Consider the following 23,408-nt stretch of genomic DNA (forward strand, 5'->3'; position numbering starts at 1 on the left):
AAGGGTGGTTGCCAAGTGATGCGCCGTGTTTCAGCTGCCCCTGGCGACGACGTGGGAAGGTTACACAAGGGGGCTTTAGAAAATCTAGACCAATACATGGAAAAACTCAGGTGTGTTATACGCCGCGTCGACGGAGGATCCAGTCGATGGCCAATAAGGACAGCAACAGCGTCCACAACATCCAATGGTCCCAGAGGGGCAACTGATGAATCAGGACCTCTCCCGGCGCGATCTCGACCGACCGCAACAGGGCGTCCAAGTCGTCTTTGGACGAGACCATTCGCCCGCCCCCGGCCTCGACCACCGCTTGCAATCGATCGGGTTTCGCTTGCGGACGAAGCCATTCGTTGGACCGATGCAGCAACTGGATTTGCTGAGAACCGCGGGCGACTTTCTGATCGGCCGACCACGCCTCGACGACCAGATAAGCCGTCTGCATTGGACTGGATCGGTCGTCTGAGTCCCCCGGCAAGACGGCAGGGATCGTTGCGGTGTAGTGTTCCGCGGTCGGCTTGGCATCCAACGCGACCACCGTCGCATCAGAACCGGAAGATTGGTTCACGCCATCGGGCGACGAATCGTCATCGCCCAGGCTGGCGACCAACTGTGCCGTCACACGGTACTCCGTCGTCGGCTTGAACTCCTTGTCAAACGCTTCAACCACCAGCTGAATTGATTCGTCCGGCGAATAGATGACCTGGTCGACACGCAGTGTCAAACGTTTCTGCGAAGCCTGGGAATTCTCCGCCAGCCAACGCACGACGTTTCGCCAGAATTTTTGATAGTAGCGATTGTCGCCCTCGCCCCATTCACGTTCAAATCGACTCCCCCAGCCATAGGTCGTATCGGTCGACATGGCAAAGGTACGCCCGCGTCCAAAACTCTCGCAGGCGAAAACGGGCATGACGCCGACGCGGGACAATGGAGTACGCGTTTGCCCCAACATGGTCGCGGCCGGTTTCACACGCGAGATCAGATTGGTACCACCGAACGGGGGCATCGCAGCCAGCGCCGCACGATTGCGCGCCGGATCGTCCAGCAGATTCCAGATCGGATGCGATTGAGCTTGCTCGGGAACGACGACCTGAAACCCCTGATTCAAAAAGTCTCGGCGACCGGTCATGTCGAACGGGATCAGCCCTTCCCAAGGCGTGCGATCCCAGCCGCCGGCACCAAAGCTGGTGTAGCCACCGATCATCACAAAACCGCCGCCGCGCCGATCCACCAATTCGACGGTCCAATCGATTTGTTCAGGTGTGAACGCTTGGAATGAGATGTCGCTGCAGATCACGACGTCGTATTGAAACAGTTCCGCACGCGTCGTCGGAAAGCCTCGATACGGATCATCGATCCGTTGCAGACTCGGCCGCTGGGCGTATTGATTGTTGACCGTCATGGCGACGCACTTGATGTCCGAATCGACGTGCAATGCGTTTTGCAGCCATCGGCTCTCCTGCGCCGAGGTGCCTTCCATGTACAGCACATTCAGCGTGCGATCCTTCTCCGTCAACTGAAAGGGAACGCGGTTGTTCTTGGCGACCGCTTCGCCAGCATCGACGGGAACATCGATGGCCAATTCGCCCAGTGCCGGATCGGCGGTGACAACCAATTCACAGGACGTCGCCCCTTCGGTCAGCGTGATCGGCAGCGAAGCGAGTGGCTTTGATCGGGGACGATTGGCGGGGCGAATGGAGACGATCGCGCGTTCGTTGTCATACCCACGGCTTTCGATCACCGCCCGGATCGTCGCCTGGTCACCCTTGGCCACACGCGGGGGCACGGACAATTCGGTGATCGCGATGTCACCTCGCAAGTCCTGCTGTGGCGGAAGCATGGCGTGGACGGGAATGCCCAACTCGCGGTAGGCGGTGGCCAATTCAACCAATTGATCCGCCTTGTCGACGGCGCCATCAGAGAACAATACGACGGCCTGCGTTTGATGGTCGGCAACACGCGATGGCAGCTTTTGCAACGCATCGGACAGCAGGGAGGTATCGTCGGTGGCGGACAGTTCCGACAGTCCCGGGACCTTGGCCAGGCGGGCACCGAAACGAAACATCGGGAAACGAATGTCGCGTTCTTTCTGGATCCCCTGTGTCACCGCCCCGATCGTTCGCTTGACTTGATCGATGCGAGATTCCCCCTGACCGAGTCCCATGCTTTGAGAACAATCCACCAGCAGCGCGACAGCCGGCGGACGTGGCGGCAAAACGGTTTCACGGCGATCGATCGGATTCAATAACAGCGATACCAACCCCAGCAGCACGACGGCTCGCAACATCAATAGCAACGGGTTGCCGGTTTTGGGCGCAACCGCAATGCGACGGGCAAACCACAACAGCGCAGCAATCGCGACGACGATCACCGGATACACTACAATTGGATACAGCGGTTCCCAATGCGGCATGTCAGCGTGATCCCAACGTCACGGCGAAAATGCGTCTGGACACGGTCACTCGACGTCCTCGGAAAGCACACGGTAGTAATCGTCCACCATGTCGACATATTCCGGCGGAACGGGGCCGGTGGCTTGCTGAATCACGCCGCTCAAAACGGCTTCTTGAATCCTCCGCTGAAGCACTTCATCGATCGCCCGCAACCCATCGACGAGGGTGGTCGGCGCGGTTGCAAATTCGGGTAACGCGTCAATAGCCTCGGCCAGTTCCGCGTCGTTGGCGGCCAGCGGAGCAAGCGATTGGGCAAAGCGGCTCGTTTCCGCCGCAGCGATCGCTTGCTGTGCCTTGCCGTTCGCTCGTCGCAATTCTTTTAACAAGCTCGCGGCACGTTGTTCCGCTTGCTTGAGCGTTTCAAGCTGTGCCGGCCCCATCGCTTGCTGGACTCGATCGAGCCCCGCAGCGAGACGCTGCAACGACTCCGATGCCCGCAGGCCGTCGGAGGATGCGGCATCGAATTGACGGCGTCCGGCCGCGTCGGCCGCCGACTTCATCGTCGAAGCGGAACGCTGTGGCGGATTCTCGGCGAGCGTTTTGGCAAGCGTGTCCTGGACGTGCCACTCCTGATCGGTCGATTCGGCCAGCAACTGATCGGTCAAATCGGCGAGCTGCTCGGCGCGAGCGGCCAGCTTGTGTTGCTCCGCTTCGGCTGCCGAGGGAGTGCCGCTTTGGGACTGTCCATCGGCCAACGATTCAGTCCATTGTTTTTGGTCATCGGCGAGCCGTTCCGCATCGCGTTTCGCCGCGGCAAGTTTTTCATCAAAATTGGGCCCGTGTCGCTGGGCCAAATGACCAGAAAGCTGTCTCAATTGCTCGGCGGCCGATGCGGCTTGTTTGATCGCGTCGTCGTAGTTTTGTTCGTTCAGCTTTTCATCGGACAGGGACTCGGCGCTGGATTGAATCGACGCGGCGGCCTGGCCGACACGTTGCGGTGCAAGCTCGCCGAATCGGCCTGAGGAGAGCTGTTGCTGGATTTCGCGTGCCTTGGCGTGGTCCTGCTGTTGTTGCTTGGCGAGTTCGTCCGCTGAAGGCGGTGACTCGGTCGAATTCGCTGATGGGGCTGATTGGCCCGACGAGGCGGCTTGTTTGCATGCCCCAGCCGATTGGCAAAAGCTTTCTTGATTCTTGGCCAACTGTTCCAGTTGTTTGCGCACGTCGGCAAGCTGTTGTTCCTGTTTTTCCTTGCGATCCTGTGGCGGCTTGCGCACCTTGTCCTTGAGGTTTTGATCGACCTGGCGAACCATTTTGGATTGCGAACTCCCTTGCTTCAAAATGTTGCGGAGATTCCGTCGCGCCGCGATCAGGTTGGCCAACGCCTTTTCTTCGGCGTTCAGTCCGTACTCGAATGCCTCCGATTGCAGATCTTCGACCGCATCGGTCATCCAGTCGATCGCGGTGGTCAGCGTGGGCATTGGGCCAAGCTTTTGCTCCAATGCAACGGTTAACGTCTCGGTCTGCTCCAACAATGCAGCCTGTTGCGACGACAACTGTTCGGCGACACGACGCGAGTCTGCTGGCGGGCGATCCGAAGTCTGCGTCACGACAAAGGTTTGTCCCAGGATTTGACGCTGTTGCTTGATTAGCTTTTCCAGCGTCAGGCACTCGCCCTGACAATTGCACTGACTCTCGCTGAATTCGTAATCGCGAGAAAACGGTCGGATGTCGATGAAACGCAATTCGCTGGTGGTGCGTTGCGGTTGCGGCATGCGGTTGTCAACGGCGACGGCGTAATAGGTGATCGCCTGGGGGTAAGAAACATTCAGATCCTCCAGTGGCAACGTGACGCTGTGGGCCATTGCGGCAGCCGACTCCTCGACGGAACTCTTCCAGATCGTTTGTTCGGGACCATCGTCCACGCGGTAACGAAGCTCAACGGTTCCGACGGAGTAGTCGTCGAACGCTTCGAGGGTGAATCGTAATTCGCTCGTCGCAATTGCTTCGGCATCCGGTTCCGGACTGAGAAACTTGAGCACCGGGGCGCGGTCGCGGAGCACGTTCAGGTGCATCGACGCATCGTCGGAAACGCCATCGGTCGTTCGGGCATGGATAGCGACATCGATCGGAACCGCAGCGGCTTCGATCGCGAAATTGGCGGTCGAATGGTCGAGGGATGCGACAGGGGCGGACGCGTCGGTTGGGGTCAAGTCAACCTGGACGGACGCGGGCGGTCGGTTGTAGCGGGCGCTCAGCTCAACGCGGGAACCTTCTGGGATCCGCAGCCCATCGGCCGGCCCCTCCTCGACCGGCAACCCGGTGTACGCCGGCGGCGCGATCGAAGCGTTCCATTGTTCCACCGCCAGCGGAAGCCGGACCGCGATTTTCTGGATCTCTGATTCCAGCGGCCGCGCCAAAACCTGCAGTTCCAAATCATCTTGGCAATCCGGCACCACCGCGGTCAATTCACCGAGCAAGAGCGATTCAGTCTCCGGTGTCACCGGGACTTCGGTCCACTGACCGGCGTCGTCACTTCGATATCGAATGACGGCGGATTCGATCGGGCGTCCGGCGACGTGAAGCCGCACCACCAAATCGTCTCCCCGGTCCACATATTCCGGCAACGTTTCAAGTTCAACGTCGGAGTAGTGCAGCGGCAGAAACAGCAGGCGTCCGCTGGCAACGCGCCACGAGGGAGAAATCACAAACAGGGTTAGCCACAAGCATCCCGCGATCAGACAAAATCCGGCCAGCGCTCCGATCGGCCATGAGTTTCCCAGTGGCGCCAGCGGACGACGAAGGATCTGTTCCTGTGTCTGCGTTTCGAGCGCGCCGAGCAACTCGGGATCAGCGGCCGAGACCGAGTCGGGATGATGTTGGTAGTCGTGGCTGGTGCGGAGGCGTTGCCCCAGTTCCGGGCAAGCGTTCTCGGTCTGGCAAACCGCATCGATCGAATCAAAGCTCAGCCAGCCCCGAAACACGACGCATACGGTTGCGATCGCTACAAGGATGCAGCCCCAGAGCAGCAATCGCAGCGACGGGGCGAGTTCCAGGTAAAAGTCCGTCGTTGCGGTCAGGCCGATTAAGACCGCCAGAGACGACATCAACGCCAACACGCTGATGACGAATCGTCGTTGCCGTTCTTGGTTCTTTAGACGATCCAGCTGCTGATGGTGCGCCCCCGGCATCGGAACCGCGACCGGTCGACTGGGAGAGCGGGGGGCGGGTTCGGCAATGCTCATGATCGATCAAACTCGAAAAAGGACGCGATTCTCGGCCCGGCCATCAACAATGGCGTTGGCCCATTTCATCACTCATGCACTCGACTTGCAAGGATTAATTCTGAACTCAAGACACCGATCAGCATCCAAACCACCCAAGGCCACTTTTCATCGGCCCGGGCAACCCCTTCGGGCGTGTACGCTTGGCGGCGATCTGTTTCGGCGGTCGCGACTGAATGCTCCGGCAATCCGAGCGTTTCACGGAAGGCTTCGACGGCGAAACGATTGATCTGAGATTCAGCGGGATCGACGTGACGGACGACCACCGCATCGCCATCGATCTGTATTCCCGGAACCTGATCGGGGTGATCGATGTTTTTCGTTTGCACCGATTGCCGCAGGTCCAATTGGCCGGTCAACCATGCAGCCAACTGGCGAATCAGCGGGACGAACAAACGGTTTTGCGGCCAGTCATTCCAACTCCTGTCGGCCGACGTTGCGACAAACACGAATCGTCCGGCACCGGTCGGGTGGCTGATCACCAACGGCCAACGGCGGCTTCGAATCAGGACATCCGCATCGGGATCGGCAGATTGAATCGGCAACACGCGGCTGGCCGTCAACCGTCGCAGATCGCCATGCTGGGGATCGGCAAAGGGCCGAAGTGCAGGATGATCCACGTCAAATTCCTGCACGCGTGCGACGGTGTCGGTAACACGGCCAAACTTCGTCTTGCCCAGCAAGCCGGCGGCCGTCAACCGCTCGTGCACCGCGTCGGTGGAACGGTCGCCGGGAAACCACAGCACATTGCCGCCACCACGAACGAAGGCGTTTAATCGTCCGGCATCTCGGTCGGTAAAGCGACTGACATTGGCGATGACAATCAATCGAAAACCGGCCAGGTCAGGAAAACCCGCCCCACGATCCCAAACCAAACGTTCCACCTCAAACGTCCTGGCTGGTCCGTCCCCCACCGGCGTTCGCAGTCGCAGTGCGGTTTCGATGAAATAAGTCTCGTTTTCCCAAGCCTTGCTCCCCGCGTCTCCGTCAACCAGCAGCAGGCGGTCGGGATGCCGGGCTTCCAACGCGACCGCACGCTGGTTGTCCCAGGCCAACGGGTCGTCGAAATCCACCGATACCGAGCCGCGATACAGGCCCGCTGTTTCGATCGGTAACTCCAACCGCAAGGAATTCCGTTGCCCCGCGGCCAGCGAAACGGTGCGATCGATGACGATCGGGCTGCGCGGGCCGCTCAGTTCCATCCGCAACGGCGCACCGATCACCGGGAACGCGCCGTGGTTGACCAATTGGATCTCCACCGCAACGGGCACACCGGGACGAAGTTCGACTTGGGTTGCGAGGGCTGATTCGATGGCCAGGTTCTGCGCGATGGCCGGGGCGGGGTTTTCGATTCGCACCGACACCTCTGCTGGAAACGCGGACAGGTTGGCCGGCGAAGGTCCCAGTTGCTGCAAGTCGCTGAGTACCATCAGACTGCGATCGGCGCGCGTCGACGCCGCCAGCAGATCGGCCGCCCAATCAAACGCTTCGTCGTAACGGGTCGCCATAGAGGATGTCTTGGCCGCGTCGAGTTCGTTTAGGGAGAGAGGCTGAACCCCGGCGGCATCGAACAGTCCAAGATGAACGCGAGTTTCCGACCCCAGGGTAGCAAGGTAGGCTTTCGCCCGCTGGATCGCGTTTTGAATTGCCGCGGCGCCGTTTGCTTGCCGTGCACTCATGCTCGCCGAACGATCGATCAGAATCACGACCTCGCGCGTGCTTCCATCGGCGGGCGTTTCAGGAAAAAACGGTCGTGCAAACAGCAATCCCAGCAACAACACCGCCAGCGCCCGCAACGTCAGCAGGATCCAACGTTGAATCCGTTGTCGATTCTTCGTTCGGCGGACGACTTGTTTGACGAACCGTATCGATCCGATCTCCATCGACGTCGCTTTCTGACGCAGCAACAAATGGATCCACAACGGCAACGTCATTGCCGCGGCGCCGGCCGCCAGGAATCCGAGGTGCATCAAGTTCATGGAATGGGAAGATCGAGCGAGAAGGGCGTCAAAACAGTTCGCTGCGACGTTGAAAATACTCACGCAACGCGATCGGCAGCGGCGTTTCTGAATCGATCGCCAGGTAATCGATTTCGTGCATTTGACACAGCGTCTTCAATTCAGTCTGCCACTGTCTGACGGCGCTGACAAACTCGTCGCGAATTGCTTCGGCTTGCGTCACAATTTCTTCGCCGGTTTCCAGATCGCGAAATCGCACCGGCCCAGAGACGGGCATTGCGGTTTCCAACGGCGTCAGAACATGAAACACGATCATTTCGTGTCCATAGTGCCGAAAATGGGCAAAGGCGTCGGCAAGTTCGTCCTGCTGAAAATAGAAATCGCTGATCAACACCTTCAATCCGCGCCGCGGCGATAGCTCGGCCACCTCGTGCAAGACACGCGCGGTTTCACACGCCGGGTGATCTTGAGGCCGAGCGAGTGCATGCAACACCTCCAGCTGGTGATCCGCCGTGGAACGTGGCCGCAGGTGTGTCTGGATCTTGTCAGCGAACAGGGTCAATCCGATCGCGTCGCGCTGGCCAATGGCCAAGTGCCCCAACGCCGCGGCCAGCATCGCGGCACACGACCACTTTCCCGCGGCGATCATCGATCGACTGGCGTCGACGATCAAATGCACTTCGACGTTGGTCTCGGCGTCGTATTCCTTCACAAACAGTTTTTCGTGTCGTCCGAAAAGCCGCCAATTGATGTGCTTGAGATCATCGCCAGGCATGTATTCGCGATGCGACGCAAATTCCACCGAAAACCCGACAAAGGGGCTTTGGTGCAATCCATGCATGAAGCCTTCCACCACCCGTTGGGCGATCAACTCCAAATCATCGGTCGCCCCCAGCAGCTCCGAGGACGTCAATTGTGTCGGTGTTACAAACGCAGTGTTCATGACGGGGTGGGTACCGTTTGGACGAGTTGCCCGATGACGTGATCGACGGTGATGTTCTCCGTGCGGGCTTGAAAGTTCAGCGCCAAGCGATGTCGCATCACCGCAGTCGCGACGGCGCGAATGTCTTCAAAATCGACGTGATACCGCCCCAGCAGAACGGCCCGCGCCTTGCCGCCGAGAACCAAACACTGCGACGCCCGAGGGCTGGCTCCATAGCGGATGTATCGATGCAGCTCGGACGCCGCCGTGCGATTTTGCGCCGTGCCATTTGACACGGCGTCTTGTGACGTCGGGCGAGAGGCGTCGACCAGATCGACGGCGTACCGGATGACATGGTTGGCAACCGGCACACCACGCACCAAGGATTGCAATTGCAAGACTTCATCGAGCGACAGAATCGATTGCAGTTGCACGTCGGCATCCCCGGTGGTCGCCTTGACAATTTCGACTTCCTCCTGCTTGGATGGGTAGACGACCGGAACGTTGAACATGAATCGATCCAGCTGTGCCTCCGGCAGCGGATACGTTCCTTCCTGCTCAACCGGGTTTTGTGTCGCGACGACGAAGAACGGCGGCGGCAGGTGATACGTTTCTCGGCCGACCGAGATCTCACGTTCTTGCATCGCCTGCAACAGGGCGGCTTGCGTTTTCGGCGGTGCCCGATTGATTTCATCGGCGAGCAGAAAGTTGGTGAACAGCGGACCTCGGAAGAATTCGAGCTGGCGGCGGCCCGTTTCGGGGTCTTCTTCGATGATGTCCGATCCGGTGATGTCCGAAGGCATCAGATCGGGCGTGAACTGGATTCGGCTGTACTGCATGTCCAGCATTTTCGCCAGCGATCTGGCGATCAGCGTCTTACCCAGTCCGGGCACGCCGATCATCAACGCATGACCGCGGCACAGCATGGCGATCAACAAACTGTCGATCACTTTTTCCTGGCCGATCACGACGCGACCGATCTCTTGTTTCAATTGCGTGCGCGCCTGCTGCAGTCGCGCCACGATCTCGGGATGGTCACCGGCGGCCGGCTGGCCCGTTGGCTGGCCCGCCGAGTCATTCGTTTCTGGCGTCTGGTGATTCATGGTTGTTGCGTCGCCGCGGGGGCGGCCGAATCGTCGGGTGTCGGTGGAGGTTCAGGCGTCGTGATGATCGTGCGTGCCGCCAACAGTCCGTCGATGACGGCCTGGGCGGCGGTGTTGTGAATCGATTGCGAATCAATCTTGGCCAATTCAGCGACTTCGGTGCCCACGCCGTCACCGTTGTCGTCCAGCAGCGCATGTTCGGTCGGCAACAATTGGTCTTCGTCAAACGAGCGGCCGACTTGGTCCGCGGTGCGTCGAAACAGGTCCAGGACGCTGACGGGCGGATCCTTCGCCGGCGACGTGGGATCTGCGGTGGGTTCGGCTGTCGATTCGGCGTTCGTGCTCGCGGCGAGTTGCTGCGTCATGACGTCGGCGAGTTGGTGGGGAAACCGCGGTTCGTTGATTTCGCCGTCGTCGGTTGCGCTGATCACGATCCGCCCAGGCAGCGAAAAGGGTTTCAAAAAACTGCCCGATGCCGAATGGGTCATCCAAAACACCTGTTCGCCGGCTTTCAACTCGGCGAACATCGCAGCCCATTGTGCCGCGTTCATGTCGGGTCCGGGTAAATGAAACCAACCGTGTCGGCGGTCCTGGCTGCCGTGACCGAGCCAAAAGACCCACAGCGATTCGTCATCGCCAATTCGCTCGACGAGTTGCTCGGCCACCGATCGAATGCTTTCCTGAGTTGCGGGCAATCGGTCTTCGGTCGCGTCACGGCCATCAAGTACTAGGATGTCGGCGGAATCGACAGCTGCGATTTGCACCAACCAATTCCGCCAGATTTGGACAGTCGCGTCGAATCGCTCGCGATGGATTTGATCGCCCGGAAGCCCGACGATGATCAGCGCGTGACGACGATTGGGAAAGGCCGGGGCAACGTCAGCCGGCGCAGCCGCTTGCGATTCATCCGTGGGAACCGCTGATGCGATTTCTTGGGCGGGGACATGCATCGCCATCGCAACTGTGCAGCACAGCGCAAGAGTGAATCGAAATGGAGCGGTGTTGGCAATCAAGGATTCACCTGGACGCAGGCCGGAACACGCCGCGGTGAGACACCCGGACGATCGCGAGCGGTCCGATCTTGAACGCTCGTCTTTGTCACCCGTTCTCACTTGGCATCCCCTCGTTTGTTGCGAGTGGCATCCATCATAACGTCCCGCCAAACGGGCTGCCGTGGTGAAGCGTAAAATGTCGAGGTGGGCGGTCCGCCGGTTGGTAACGTCAGCGACGAAACACCGGACAGTCGTTCATTGTCTCATGGTCCCTTCATCGGCTTCATTAAAAACTGCCCTCGTTGATGAGCAACGCGCTGACCAGACCATTACAATGACCACCCTTCCTGACCGAATCTCCCCACAGGCACCCCATCATGCAATCGATCCTTGCGACTTTCCCCGCCTCCCGTCGTGATTGCTTCCACCAGTTGACTCGTCTTGCCTGCGCCGCGTCCGCCATCGCCGCCCTTTTCCTCACCGCCCTTCCAATCGCCGCGCAAGCTGACGGCAAGACGTTTCGCGCCGGAGCGGCAACGAGCAACATCACACCTCCGCTGGGCGAGATGATCGTCGGCGGCTGGGAACCGATGCCGGCACAACACATTCACGACGAATTGTACGCCCGCTGTCTGGTACTCGATGACGGCACGACGAAACTGGCGATCGTGATCTGCGACAACGTTGGCATTCCCCACGAAGTGTTTGACGCGGCGAAAACAGCGATTCACGAAGCGACCGAGATCCCGATCGCGAACCTGATGATGGCTTCGACACACACGCACTCGGCCACGACCGCGCGTGGGGAAAGCAAGGTCATTGAGCAGAGCGAATTGACCGAGTACCAGAAGTTTCTGGCCAGCCGGATCGCCGACGGTGTCCGCTGTGCGTTGAATCATTTGCAACCTGCGAAGATCGGTTGGGGAAGCGTCGACGAACCGTCTGAAGTCTTCAATCGACGTTGGTTTGTGACCGATCCCCAATTGGCGACCAATCCGTTCGGCGGCATCGATCAAGTCCGCATGAATCCGCCGCGAGGACACGCTGCACTCGATCGCCAAGCCGGCCCCGTGGACCCGGAAGTCAGTTTCGTTTCGGTACAAAGCCTAGACGGCAGCGCGATCGCACTGCTGGCAAACTATTCCCTGCACTACGTCGGCGGCGTCCCCCGCAATGAAGTCTCCGCGGATTATTTCGGCTACTTTGCCCGCGCCATCGAAAAACGATTGGGAGCGACCGAGACGACGCCCGCCTTTGTCGGCATGCTCTCCAACGGAACCAGCGGCGACGTCAACAACATCGACTTTCGCGACAAGACTCCGAAACGCTACGCCAGCTACGAAAAGATGCAGGAAGTCGCCAACAAGATCGCCGACCGAGTCTATGACGCGCACGGCGGAATCGATTTCCATGATTGGGTCAAACTGTCCGCCGCATCGACCCCGCTGACGTTGAAGGTTCGCAAGCCGACGCAAGAGATGCGCGACTACTTTGATGCCCTGGCCAAGAATTCCGAACAATCACCCCGGCATCGTCGTGAAGCCATCTACGCCAATCGGATCGCCAAACTGGACGAAGCACCCGACACCGTGGACATCCAATTGCAAACCTTCGGGATCGGGGACCTGGGCATTGCCGCGATCCCCTTCGAAACCTTCACCGAAACCGGCTTGGAACTGAAGGCCAAGGCGCCGACCAAGCAGATGTTTACGATCGAATTGGCAAACGGATCGTTCGGATACCTGCCGACACCCAGGCAGCACCGTTTCGGCGGCTATGAGACCTGGCTGGGAACGAACTATGTCCAGGAAGACGCTACGGAAAAGATCGTGGAAACGTTGTTGGGTTTGTTTGACACGATGAAGTAGGAAAATGGGGGGCAAGACAATGAAAGGCGGAATGCTCTACCGGTCCATTTTCTTGTCGCCGATTTTCTTGTCGCCCCTCCCCACTCCATTTTTCTGCTCCAACTCTTTCGCCATCCATCGCTCCAATCCGCGCCGCGATCCTGCCGCCACCCAAAACGTTCAGTCGTCCAATGACATGCCCCAGCGTTTGACCGTCTGCTTCCAATCGCCGACCAGAGCTTGCAGTAGAAACCAGGCGTTTCTGCCGTAGCGTGGGACCAGACGTTTCGGATCGCTGAGCATCCGATAGGTCCATTCGGCCCCCAGTTTCTGCCAGATCTTGGGAGCGCGTTTGGCTGTCCCGGCGATGAAATCGAACGAGGCGCCGAGTTGAATGCTGACGGGAACACCAAGGCGTTTGTAGTGCTCGTGGATCCAGCGTTCGCCCTTGGGTTGCCCGAAGGCGACCAGCAAGATTTCGGCGCCGGAGTCTCGAATGCGTTTGTCTTGTTGGGCTTGTTCGTCGGCCGACAGGGCACGAAACGGAGGCGATTCGATTCCAGCGATCCGCATGCCGGGATAATCGCGTGCCAGTCGCTTGGCGCATTTCTCGGCGACCCCCGGTTCTCCGCCCAGAAAGTAGATGCCCCAACGTTTCTGGCCGGCTCGACAAGCGAGTTTGTGAATCATTTCGCTGCCGGCGACGCGTTCGGGCAGTGCGTCGGATCCCAATTGGCTCCGCCATACGATCGGTTGTCCATCGGCCAGAATCAGATCCGCTGCTGCGGTGATTGGGGGAATGTCTGCTTGCCGGTGATGCAGCATCACATAGTTCAAGTTGGCGGTGATCACATAGCTGGGTTCGCCACGCTCGACGAGCTGCTCGATCCGGTCGACCGCCTCGGACATGGTGACGCGGTCAAATGGCACCTCCCAGACGTTGCACCGTTGCAGCGGTGGTAGGGCAGGCGGCTGCTGGCGGTCCGGGTTTGCCGTGTTGTTCGAGGCGGGCGGCAAGATGACCGGGGACACCGGAGCGATCGGATGGGTGGTCGAAAAGTGTGCAGACATCGTTGCAAGTCGCGATCGTGGAGAAGAAACAGAGCCGGCGGACGAGGACTCCTTCCATTCAACCGTAGGACGCCAAGTGAGGAACCCTGGCCTTTGATGCGGCTTGCCCAGCCAGAGCGAGACGGCTTGGTGGAGTTGTGCCGGAGATAGCGAGTCTGCCGACAGTTCGCTCGCGCCGTTCCGCGAACATCTGCTGTTGTTGTTGTTAGCGGCCGGGCGCCAGCCCTCCGGTCCTTCACGGTGTTTCCGCGCCGACACCGGACGGCTCGCGCCGTTCCGCTAACATCTGCTGCTGTTGTTAGCGGTTGGGCGCGAGCCCTCCGGTCTTTCGAGCACGCCCCCGACGGGGTCAACGACCTTCCCGGAGGCGACGCTGCGCTGACGTCCGGCGACTCGCTGAAATCCCTCCGGGATGTGAAAGGAATGACTGACTTGAAAAGCAGCGCGGAGCTCGCGTCTATTCGGTCTATGTCAATCGATTACCCTCGCCGAGAGATACATTTCACGCCAATGGCGCCACACCGCAGCGCGGTGCCACAACAAAGCCCGGGGTCGCGAAGCGCACCCCGGGTGGTGGCACAGAGGGAGAGGAACCCCAGCGGGGTTCAACAATCGACGCCGCGCGATCGGACGGCGCAAATGGCGAGGTGATTCGGGCGAACCGTGTTGTTCTGTTCAACCCCGTTGGGGTTGGCGGCCTGAATGTGACCGGATCTTGGGGTGCGCGGGCGCGACCCCAAGCTTTGATGTGGCACGCCGCTGGCGTGAAACTGCGATGTGGTTGGCGTCCGTGAGTGTTCCAATGGCGCCGTGGGGAGCGAAATGTATCCGCAAGACTTTTCACATCCTCCGGGATAACGGACGGCGCGCGCCGTTCCCCGAACACCTTCGTCGCCAGACTGCACGCTTGCGCGAGCCGGCTGATGTCACCCGCGGGATCCGCCGATTGGCGACGCTCCATGGAGTTGTTACGCTGGACCCGGTCCCTCCCATCGCCCTCGACAGAATCCTGTGCCCAAACTTTCTCTCCGATCACCGATCACTGTTGTCGTCACGCTGGAAGGGCTGGCGACTTCGCCGCTGGGCTGCTACGGATGCTCATGGAACCAGACGCCGGCGATCGATGCGTTGGCGGCGACTGGCGTGGTCTGGGACCGTTGGAGCTCGCCCGTCGACCGGCCCGGAAGCCTGATCACGCAGTGGCTGGACGATTCACGCCAATGGATCGCTCGCCAGGCAGACCACGGCGCGACGGTCTTTTTGACCGACGATCCGAAGCTGACGATTCCGGAAGATCAATTCGGCTTCAGCCAGGCAATCGCCTTACAACCGACGCTGAAACGCCTCCCCGCCGAAACGGTCGAAGCCACCGTTCTGGCGCAAGCCTTTGCGGCGAGCATCCAAGCCATCACGCCTGAGACGCGATTGATTTGGATCCACAGCGGCATGCTTCGCGACCACTGGGACGCGCCCGTCACGCACGACGATGACGAGGAAGAAAGCCAAGAACCGGTCGAGGACGAAACGCAAGACCACGCCGGCGCTGCGCCCGAACCGTTCTTCTTGCCCCCCACCACCGATCCGCCCGCGCAAAAACTCTCCAAGAACGACGATCCCGATTTGCTGTTCACGTGGATGCAGCGTTACGCGGCCCAGGTTCGGTTGCTGGACGAAATGATCGACTTGCTCGGTGAATCCGTGCGCCGACGACGCCCCCGAATCGTCTTGGCCGGGACCAGCGGGTTTTCGCTCGGAGAAAACGGCTGGCTGGGTCACCATGTGGGACCGCTGCGCAGCCAAGACGTTCGGTTGCCGATGCTGGTTTCCTGCGGCGGCCCACTGCGTGTTCCGTCCTTGCAATCCGCCGCGGCGTTGCCCGAGTTGTTGGAACGACTCCTGCATGACAAACCCTTGATCACTCCGGCCGAATGGTGCCGCAGCGACGATGCCCGGTCGCTGTCGGTCCGAACCGATTCGGACCGCGCCGTCCAAGCCGTGACGACACCGAATTGGTTTTACGTTCACGATGCCGACACCGTCGCCGGCGGCAAAGAACGCTTGTTTGTCAAACCCGATGACGTCAACGATGTCAATGACATCGCTCGCTTGCGACGCGAAGTGCTGAATCAATTTGCCGACGCCGCCGATTCCGACGGAACGGAATCGAGCTGAATGGACGGCATTCACCAGAGGTGACCATGTTAAACATCCTCGGATCCCGCAACTTGACCACGTGGTTGACCCAGCACCACATCAGTCTGGCGATCTCGACCTATCAGGCGGGGAAACTGTTGTTGGTCGGAACCAAACCTGACGGCGGTCTGGCCATCTTTGAACGTACCTTCAACCGATGCATGGGGCTTTGGGGAGACGCACAGACGATCTGGATGAGCACCCGGTATCAATTGTGGCGTTTGGAAAACATGCTGACAGGGCAACCGCCCGGCGGCGAGTTCGACCGACTGTTCGTGCCCCAGGTCGGATACACGACCGGCGATATCGACATTCACGATGTCGCAGTCGATGGCGACGGAAATCCGATCTTCATCAGCACGCTGTTCAACTGCATCGCAACGATCAGCCAACGACGCAGTTTCACTCCGCTCTGGCGGCCGAACTTCATATCAAAGCTCGCTGCGGAAGATCGCTGTCACCTCAACGGGATGGCGATGCAAGACGGACGGCCCCGCTATGTCACCGCCTGCAGCCGGTCGGATGTGATCGATGGCTGGCGCGACCGACGCCACCACGGTGGAGTCGTGATCGATGTTCGATCCGACCAGATCATCGCTGATGGCTTGTCGATGCCTCACTCACCCCGGCTGTATCAGAACCGATTGTGGCTGCTCGACTCGGGCAATGGCTTCCTGGGCTTTGTCGATGGCAAAACGGGAACGTTTGAACGCGTCGCGTTCTGCCCCGGATACGCACGCGGGCTCGCCCTGATCGGCGACTATGCCGTCGTCGGGTTGTCCAAGCCGAGAGACGATGAGCAATCGTTCCGAGGGCTGAATCTCGATCGAGCACTGGCCTCACGTGACGCGGCACCACGCTGCGGCGTTCAAGTGATTGACTTGCGCAGCGGCAACGTGGTGCATTGGATCCGGATGGAGGGCGACGTGATCGGCGAACTTTATGACGTGGTCGTCTTGCCCGATACGCGGCGGCCGAAGGCGTTGGGTTTCAAAACCGATGAGATTCAGCGGAATGTGTGGTTCGACGAGGGCGATGGGGTGCAGAGTTGGTCGGCCGGCGAATAAGGGGGGAATGTGGGGAGGCAGAATGATGGAAGGCAGAAAAGCATGGCAGGGGGGGGGCAGGCCATGCTCAATAGCGGGGCACGGATTGTGGGGTAAGGGCTTGATGGGCGATCGAGCGTGACGCGCGGCGAGCGAGTAGAATGTGCGGCTCCCACAAGTGCGATGACTCCCCCCTTCGGTCCCTCCTCTGCAGCTCGATGAAACAAACGATTCTGAGGTCGTGCAAGCGACGGCGAACAAGAACAGCGGACCGACGGGCAAGCGGTCGAATTCGCGGCGAACACTTGGAACAACGCATTCTGCTGGCCTCCGATCTCAATTTCCCTCCCTCGCCGCCGCCGCCCGGTGCGACCTTCGTCGAGCATGCGGTCATCGGGGACACGGTGGACGGGCCGCGGGGCGTTGCCAGCGGAGATATCGATGGCGACGGCGACAACGACATCGTGGTCGCGTCGTATCGAGACGATTCGATTCGCTGGTTCGACAACCAGGGCGGCGGTGTCTTTGCCGAAAAAACGATTTCCACGCTCGCCAACGGGGCACAAAGTGTGGCGATCGCGGATCTCGACGGTGATGGCGACACCGACGTGTTGAGCGCGTCGAAGTACGACCACAGGATTCGCTGGTACGAAAACGACGGCAATGAGCAATTCACCGAGCACGTGATCAGTTCCGTCGAAACCAACGCCAGCAGTGTCGCGGTGGCCGATGTCGATGGTGACGGTGATCTGGATGTGCTCAGCGCCGCCTTTTTCTCCGACACGATCGCCTGGTTCGAAAACGACGGAAACGAATCCTTCAGTCGCCGCGTGATCAGCTCCAGCGCCGATGGTGCCTACGATGTGACCACGGCCGATGTGGACGGCGATGGCGATCTCGATGTACTGAGCGCCTCGGGCAATGACGACACGATCGCGTGGTATGAAAACGACGGCAACGAGACGTTCACCGAGCACGCCATCAGCGTGACGGCGGACAAGGCGATCGCCGTGACCGCGTTCGACGCCGACGGCGATGGCGACGTCGATGTGGTCAGCGCGTCGTTTAGCGACGACACGATCGCCTGGTATGAAAACGACGGCAGCGAGAATTTCAGCGAACGCATTTTGACGACGTCCGCCGACCGAGCCTATGACGTCGCGACCGCGGATCTCGATGCCGACGGCGACATGGATATCTTGGCCTCGTCCCAAAACGATCAGATTCGCGTGTTCCTGGGCGATGGCGCCGGTGGCTTCACCGAGTACGTGATCAGCGATGATTCAGCCAACGGCGCCGACAGCCTGGCGATCGACGATTTCAACGGTGACGGCAAGCTGGATTTCGCCATCGGCGCACAGTACGGCGACAACGTGCTGTGGTTCGAAAACGGCTCGCCCGACTACGGCGACGCCCCCGCACCCTACCCCACACTGGCGGCATCCGGTGGAGCTTCACACCTCGCGGTTGGCCATTGGCTGGGGACAGCACGTGACGGCGAAGTCGACGGATTGCCGTCCGCCTTGGCCGATGGCGACGGAGCCGACGACGACGGCGTGACGTTTGGTCCGCTGCATGTCCGAGCCTTCGACGCCGAAGTCACCGTCAACGTACAAAGCAACTCCAACCAACCCAGTTGGGTCTTTCTGGATGCCTGGATCGACTTCAACCAGGACGGCGACTGGGACGACCCCAACGAACAAATCTTCGACTCCGCCGATGTTCGCATCTTCGACTACGTGCTGACCTTCCCGATCCCACGCGACGCACTCGTCGGCACCACCTATGCACGTTTCCGCCTCAGCAGCGTCGGCGGGCTGGCCCCGACCGGTGAAGCCCCCGATGGCGAGGTGGAAGACTATCAGGTGACGATCCAACCGCCGGCACCCATGTCACCGATGTTCGTCGGCAGCGACATCAGTTCGCCGGGCGCGTTGGGGGTTTCGGCGATCAAGTCGGTGGACCTGGATGGCGATGGAGACCAGGATGTGCTCAGCGCGTCGGCTGGTTCCAATCGGTTCGAGTGGTTTGAAAACGTCGGGAACGAAAACTTTGTTCGTCGTCTGATCAGTGACCAGGGTGACGATCCTGAGGAAATCGAAGTCGAGGACTTCGACAACGACGGAGACTTGGATGTCATCGCCGTTTCCTATTTCGGCCAAAACATTGTGTGGTACGAGAACGACGGCGACGAAAACTTCACGCCCCACATCGTGTCGCCCGACGATCGCGGCGTACTCAGCATCGCGATCGGTGATGTCGACGGAGACGGTGATCGCGATTTTTTGAGTGCCGGATTTAGCTACGAGATCTTGTGGTACGAAAACACGGGAGCCGAACCCTACACCGTCCATGTAATCGACCCTTCGGCGGGCGCGGCAAAGAGCATTGCGGTCAGCGACGTCGATGGCGATGGAGACCTGGATGTCTTCACCGCCCACACCCTCGATGATTCGATCAACTGGTATGAAAACAACGGATCCGGGGCGTTCACCAAACACGTGATCAGCACCAATGCCAATGGCGCGTTGGGGGTTGCGGTCGCGGACGTGGATTCCGACGGCGACATCGATGTGCTGAGCGCGTCTCAGTCGGACGACAAGATCGCCTGGTACGAAAATGACGGCAGCGAAAATTTTACCGAGCACGCGATCACGACGACGCTCGACTATCCGACCGCGATCTCGGTCGCGGATCTTGACCAAGACGGTGATCTGGATGTTCTCGCCACGTCGTATGGAGACGATCTGATCGTCTGGTACGAAAACGACGGTGACGAAAACTTCACCGAAGCCGTGATCGACGCCAACGCGGACGGTGCGATCGACGTCACCGTCGCGGATGTCGACGGCGATGGTGATTTGGATGTGCTCGGCGCGTCCAGCGGAAACGACCAGATCGCCTGGTACGAAAACGACGGCAACGAATCCTTCGTCGAAAACGAAATCGTCTCCTCGCCCTACTTGCCGTATGACGTCGCACTGGCCGATATCGACGGGGATGGCGATGTCGACGTGCTGGGCGCGACCCTCAATGATGACAAAATCACCTGGTATGAGAACGACGGCTCGCAGGCGTTTTTGCCGCGCATCATCACCACGTCTGCTGACGGAGCCACCAGCGTCGAAACCGCGGACATCGACGGCGACGGTGACTTGGACATCATCAGCGGTTCGTACTTCGATAACAAAGTCGCCTGGTACCGCAACGACGGCGGCGGCGCGTTCGTCGAACAGTTCGTTTCGAACGCCGCGGTCGGCGTCAACGATGTCCACGTCGCGGATGTCGACGGCGACGGCGATCCGGATCTGCTCTCGGCCAGTGGCTATGACGACAAACTGGCTTGGTATGACAACGACGGAAGCGGAAACTTTACCGCCAAAACGATCACGACGAATGCCAAGTTGGCCTACAGCGTTGCAACCGGCGACATCGACGGCGACGGTGACTTGGATGTGATCAGCGCCTCGTACAACGATAACAAGATCGCCTGGTACCAAAACGACGGCAGCCAGAACTTCGTCGAGAAAGTCATCACGACCACCGCGTACGGTGCGTCGTCCGTCCGAACGGCCGACATCGACGGTGACGGTGATCTGGACCTCGCCGTCGGCGCCTTCACCGACGACATTGTCTGGTATGAAAACGACGGGGCAGGCAATTTCACCGAGCGTCTGGTCCCGATGGAAGACTCCTACGCGTTTGACGTCACGCCGGGAGACATCGACCTGGATGGTGATGTCGACTTGCTGGTTGCCTCGCGAGACGAGTACGTGTTGTACGTCTTCTTGAACGACGGCAACGAAAAATTCCGGCAGCGTCCGATCGACTACTTCGTCGATGGACCGAGGCGGATTGAATTAGGGGACTTGGATCGGGACGGTGACCTCGACGTCGTCGGCGTTTCGAGTTTTGATTATCGATTCGTCTGGCTGGAAACGGTGCTCGCGGATCTCGGCGATGCCCCCGATTCCTACTCGACATTGCTCGTCAGCGACGGCGCAACGCACCTGGCGGTCGGTCCCCAACTAGGCGCCACGCGAGACAGCGAAACCGATGCGATTCCGTCGCCGGACGCCGACGGTGACGGTAGCGACGAAGACGGCGTGATGTTCGGGACCCTCAAGCTTGGGCAAACCACCGCAGGCGTGAACATCGACCTGCAAGGCGGCGAAACGGCCAAGGTCGATGCCTGGATCGATTTTAATGCTAACGGAACGTGGGACGCCGGCGAACAGATCCTTGACAGCGTGACCGTGGTCGCGGGACTTCAAACGCTCAACTACGCCGTGCCGACCACGATGACGCTCGGGCAAACGTACGCGCGGGTGCGACTGAGCACGGCGGGTGACTTGGAACCGAATGGACTGGCTGACGACGGAGAAGTGGAAGATTACGTGATCACGATCCGCGAGGACGTCACGTACAGTCTGCCCGCGACCTCCACCGACGTCACCGTCCGGCAAAACGGATCGAACGTCGAACTGATCGACAACGGCAATGGCGGTGCGGTCCTGCTCTCTAAACCCGTGTTGACGACGCAATCGCTGCGGATCGCCGGCACCTCCGCCGCCGACACCTTCAACGTCGACTTTACCAGCGGTGGCTACTTTGCCTTTCCCGACGGCATCGTGATCGATGGCGCCGACGATTCCGATTCGGTGGTCGTTCAAGGCACGGGATCCTCCACGGCGTCGATTCGATCGTCCGATGGCACCCTGGCCGGGGCAACCGTCGAAGTGACCCACGACGGATTGGTCACCGCAGTTCAACTCACCTCGGTCGGCCCGGTCAGCGTGCTGGCGATGCAATCGATCCAGATTCAAGGCGACTTGGACCTGGGTGGGGAAACATTGAGCTTGGCCGCGACCGACCCGATCGTGCTGGGCACGATGACTGAATCGGCCGGGGGACAGATCAATTCCGCCGGACCGATCTCCGTCGGCGGCGCAGTGAAATTCCGAGCCCCTGACGGCGTGACTCCCGTCGTCGGCAATTCGTTCGTGCTGATGAGTGGTTCGGCGATCACCGGAACCTTCACAAGCGGTGACTTTCCCACCCCGCCCCTGGGCAGCGACTGGGACCTGTCGGTCGGTCCGACCGAGGTGCGTTTGACATTGGTCGATCTGGGACAGGTCGGCCCGCTGGCGATCGGCGACGGATCCGCCAGCCCCCAACACTCTCGCATCACAAAGATTGATGTCGCATTTGACGGCTTGGTCGACATCGATCCCGGTGCGTTCGAAGTCCGTAAACGCGATCCCGAGGGCGGTGTGGTGGCGACATCGTTTGTCGTCAACACCGACCCGCAAGGCAATTCGGTGGCGACGTTGACATTCAGTGGCGCGCTGACCCGTGGACTGGATGCGGCGTTGGTCGACGGCAACTACCAGTTGACCATTGATCCATCGAAGGTGCGTCGCGCGGGAACGTCAGTGACGCTTGACGGAAACAACGACGGTCTGCAAGGCGGTGATTACAGCTACGGCACGTCGGCCGCGGATGATTTCTTCGCGCTCTACGGAGACAGCGACGGTGACCGCGACGTGGACGGCCAGGACTACGGACGCTTCGGATTGACGTTCCTAAAATCCAGCGGCGATCCCGGATTCAATCCCGCCATGGATAGCGACGGAGACGGTGACGTGGACGGCCAAGACTACGGCCGATTCGGTCAGCGGTTTCTGAAAACGCTGCCGTTCTGATCGCCGGTCTGGCTGGATCGTTCTGGCAAACGCGTGGGGAGGTGTGTGGAAAGGAGGCAGAATGATATGGGGCAGAATGATGTGGTGGGGAGGAAGTTGGTGGGGAGAAAACGCGGGTCAGGGAGCCAGCTGTCCGGGCGCCGTCTCAGCTGCTTCGTCCACCGGAACCAGTCGGACTTTGATTTGGGTGTGCGGGCCGCCGCGCCAAATGCGTTGCGTCACGGCGGGGCGGTAACCGTCGGCAGTCACTCGAAAACGCATCACGGAGAATCCGCTGGTCCGCGGCCAACGCAAGCGTCCGGCTGTCATTTCCCGTTTCAAATTGTCACGCCATCGCACCGTCGACCTGCCCGTCTCGTCCGTCGACAAGGAGCCCGGGGTGACGGTGAAATCGGAGATCGGTTGGGAGCTGACCGAGTCGACGACGACACCGTCAATCAGCCACATCGAACGAGTCGCCGCATCGACCGATTCCACGGGGGGAAGCTCCTCGGCAGTGACTCCGACCGCCCCGAGTGTGCTTAATACAGCGAGCAGCAGGCATCGAGCCCACAGCCCCGACGGGTAACGCGGTGAAGCACTTTTTAGCGGTAGGGCGCAAGCCCTCCGGTGTTTGGGGAACGATGAGGGACCGGAGGGCTTGCGACCTGCCGCTAACACCTCGCAAAACGCCGGGCATAAATGCTTCACAGCGTTGCCCGACGGGGTTCGCGTGCCTTGAGCACCGGCCACCGACCGACGCAAAAACGTTCGACTTTGACGCGTGTTCATTCGGGAAACTTCGACCGTTTCGATGCGTTGGATTCGTCGTCGGAAGCGTCGGATCTTGCGAGTCGGATAGGCTTCCAGGGTCGTCAATCCATTGTCGACAAGCTGGCAGCCTCTCCCACTCATGTTCCGTCG

The 23,408-nt window shown here is 60.0% G+C and carries 12 protein-coding genes; 4 read left to right on the forward strand and 8 right to left on the reverse strand.

The genetic code is table 11. The features are described from left to right. Window positions 1–115: 115 nt before the first annotated feature. From TBK1r_RS10500 to TBK1r_RS10525, 6 genes are all read right to left on the reverse strand, one after another. Window positions 116–2,407, reverse strand: a complete 2,292-nt coding sequence (locus TBK1r_RS10500) for a glutamine amidotransferase (RefSeq protein ID WP_145209826.1) — start codon at window positions 2,405–2,407, stop codon at window positions 116–118. 45 nt (window positions 2,408–2,452) lie between these two features. Then, window positions 2,453–5,629, reverse strand: a complete 3,177-nt coding sequence (locus TBK1r_RS10505) for a DUF4175 family protein (RefSeq protein WP_145209828.1) — start codon at window positions 5,627–5,629, stop codon at window positions 2,453–2,455. A gap of 68 nt (window positions 5,630–5,697) precedes the next feature. Further along, the gene (locus tag TBK1r_RS10510) at window positions 5,698–7,647 is read right to left on the reverse strand and encodes a vWA domain-containing protein (protein ID WP_145209831.1); all 1,950 of its coding nucleotides are present in this window, start codon (window positions 7,645–7,647) and stop codon (window positions 5,698–5,700) included. A 28-nt stretch (window positions 7,648–7,675) separates the two neighbouring features. Continuing rightward, window positions 7,676–8,569 carry a DUF58 domain-containing protein gene (locus TBK1r_RS10515; RefSeq protein ID WP_145209834.1) on the reverse strand — a complete coding sequence of 298 codons (894 nt, stop codon included), beginning with the start codon at window positions 8,567–8,569 and terminating at the stop codon, window positions 7,676–7,678. Beyond that, a complete protein-coding gene (locus TBK1r_RS10520) occupies window positions 8,566–9,651 on the reverse strand; it encodes an AAA family ATPase (RefSeq protein WP_145209837.1) in 1,086 nt (361 codons plus the stop codon). Before TBK1r_RS10520 ends, TBK1r_RS10515 begins: the two co-directional genes overlap by 4 nt. Beyond that, window positions 9,648–10,601 carry a hypothetical protein gene (locus tag TBK1r_RS10525; protein ID WP_419581201.1) on the reverse strand — a complete coding sequence of 318 codons (954 nt, stop codon included), beginning with the start codon at window positions 10,599–10,601 and terminating at the stop codon, window positions 9,648–9,650. The genes TBK1r_RS10520 and TBK1r_RS10525 overlap by 4 nt, the downstream gene beginning before the upstream one ends. Before the next feature lie 419 nt (window positions 10,602–11,020). Between TBK1r_RS10525 and TBK1r_RS10530 the strand changes: the two genes are divergently transcribed. Continuing rightward, window positions 11,021–12,511 (forward strand): neutral/alkaline non-lysosomal ceramidase N-terminal domain-containing protein, encoded by a 1,491-nt coding sequence (locus TBK1r_RS10530; RefSeq protein WP_145209843.1) that lies wholly within the window; start codon window positions 11,021–11,023, stop codon window positions 12,509–12,511. 159 nt (window positions 12,512–12,670) lie between these two features. Here the strand turns inward: TBK1r_RS10530 and TBK1r_RS10535 are convergent, their stop codons facing one another. Further along, on the reverse strand, window positions 12,671–13,561 hold the full coding sequence (locus TBK1r_RS10535) for a WecB/TagA/CpsF family glycosyltransferase (RefSeq protein ID WP_145209846.1): 891 nt from the start codon (window positions 13,559–13,561) through the stop codon (window positions 12,671–12,673). Between the two features lie 1,011 nt (window positions 13,562–14,572). On the opposite strand from TBK1r_RS10535, the gene TBK1r_RS10540 reads away from it, so the two are divergent. From TBK1r_RS10540 to TBK1r_RS10550, 3 genes are all read left to right on the forward strand, one after another. After that, window positions 14,573–15,733 carry an alkaline phosphatase family protein gene (locus TBK1r_RS10540; protein WP_145209850.1) on the forward strand — a complete coding sequence of 387 codons (1,161 nt, stop codon included), beginning with the start codon at window positions 14,573–14,575 and terminating at the stop codon, window positions 15,731–15,733. A 26-nt stretch (window positions 15,734–15,759) separates the two neighbouring features. Then, on the forward strand, window positions 15,760–16,821 hold the full coding sequence (locus TBK1r_RS10545) for a TIGR03032 family protein (protein ID WP_145209853.1): 1,062 nt from the start codon (window positions 15,760–15,762) through the stop codon (window positions 16,819–16,821). A 197-nt stretch (window positions 16,822–17,018) separates the two neighbouring features. Further along, window positions 17,019–22,505 (forward strand): FG-GAP-like repeat-containing protein, encoded by a 5,487-nt coding sequence (locus TBK1r_RS10550; protein ID WP_419581202.1) that lies wholly within the window; start codon window positions 17,019–17,021, stop codon window positions 22,503–22,505. Between the two features lie 117 nt (window positions 22,506–22,622). Here TBK1r_RS10550 and TBK1r_RS10555 read toward each other — a convergent pair whose 3' ends face one another. After that, complete coding sequence (locus TBK1r_RS10555; protein ID WP_145209859.1) at window positions 22,623–23,399, reverse strand: hypothetical protein; 777 nt, start codon at window positions 23,397–23,399, stop codon at window positions 22,623–22,625. Window positions 23,400–23,408 lie beyond the last annotated feature (9 nt).

The organism is Stieleria magnilauensis (genome assembly GCA_007753675.1).
Lineage (GTDB): Bacteria > Planctomycetota > Planctomycetia > Pirellulales > Pirellulaceae > Stieleria > Stieleria magnilauensis.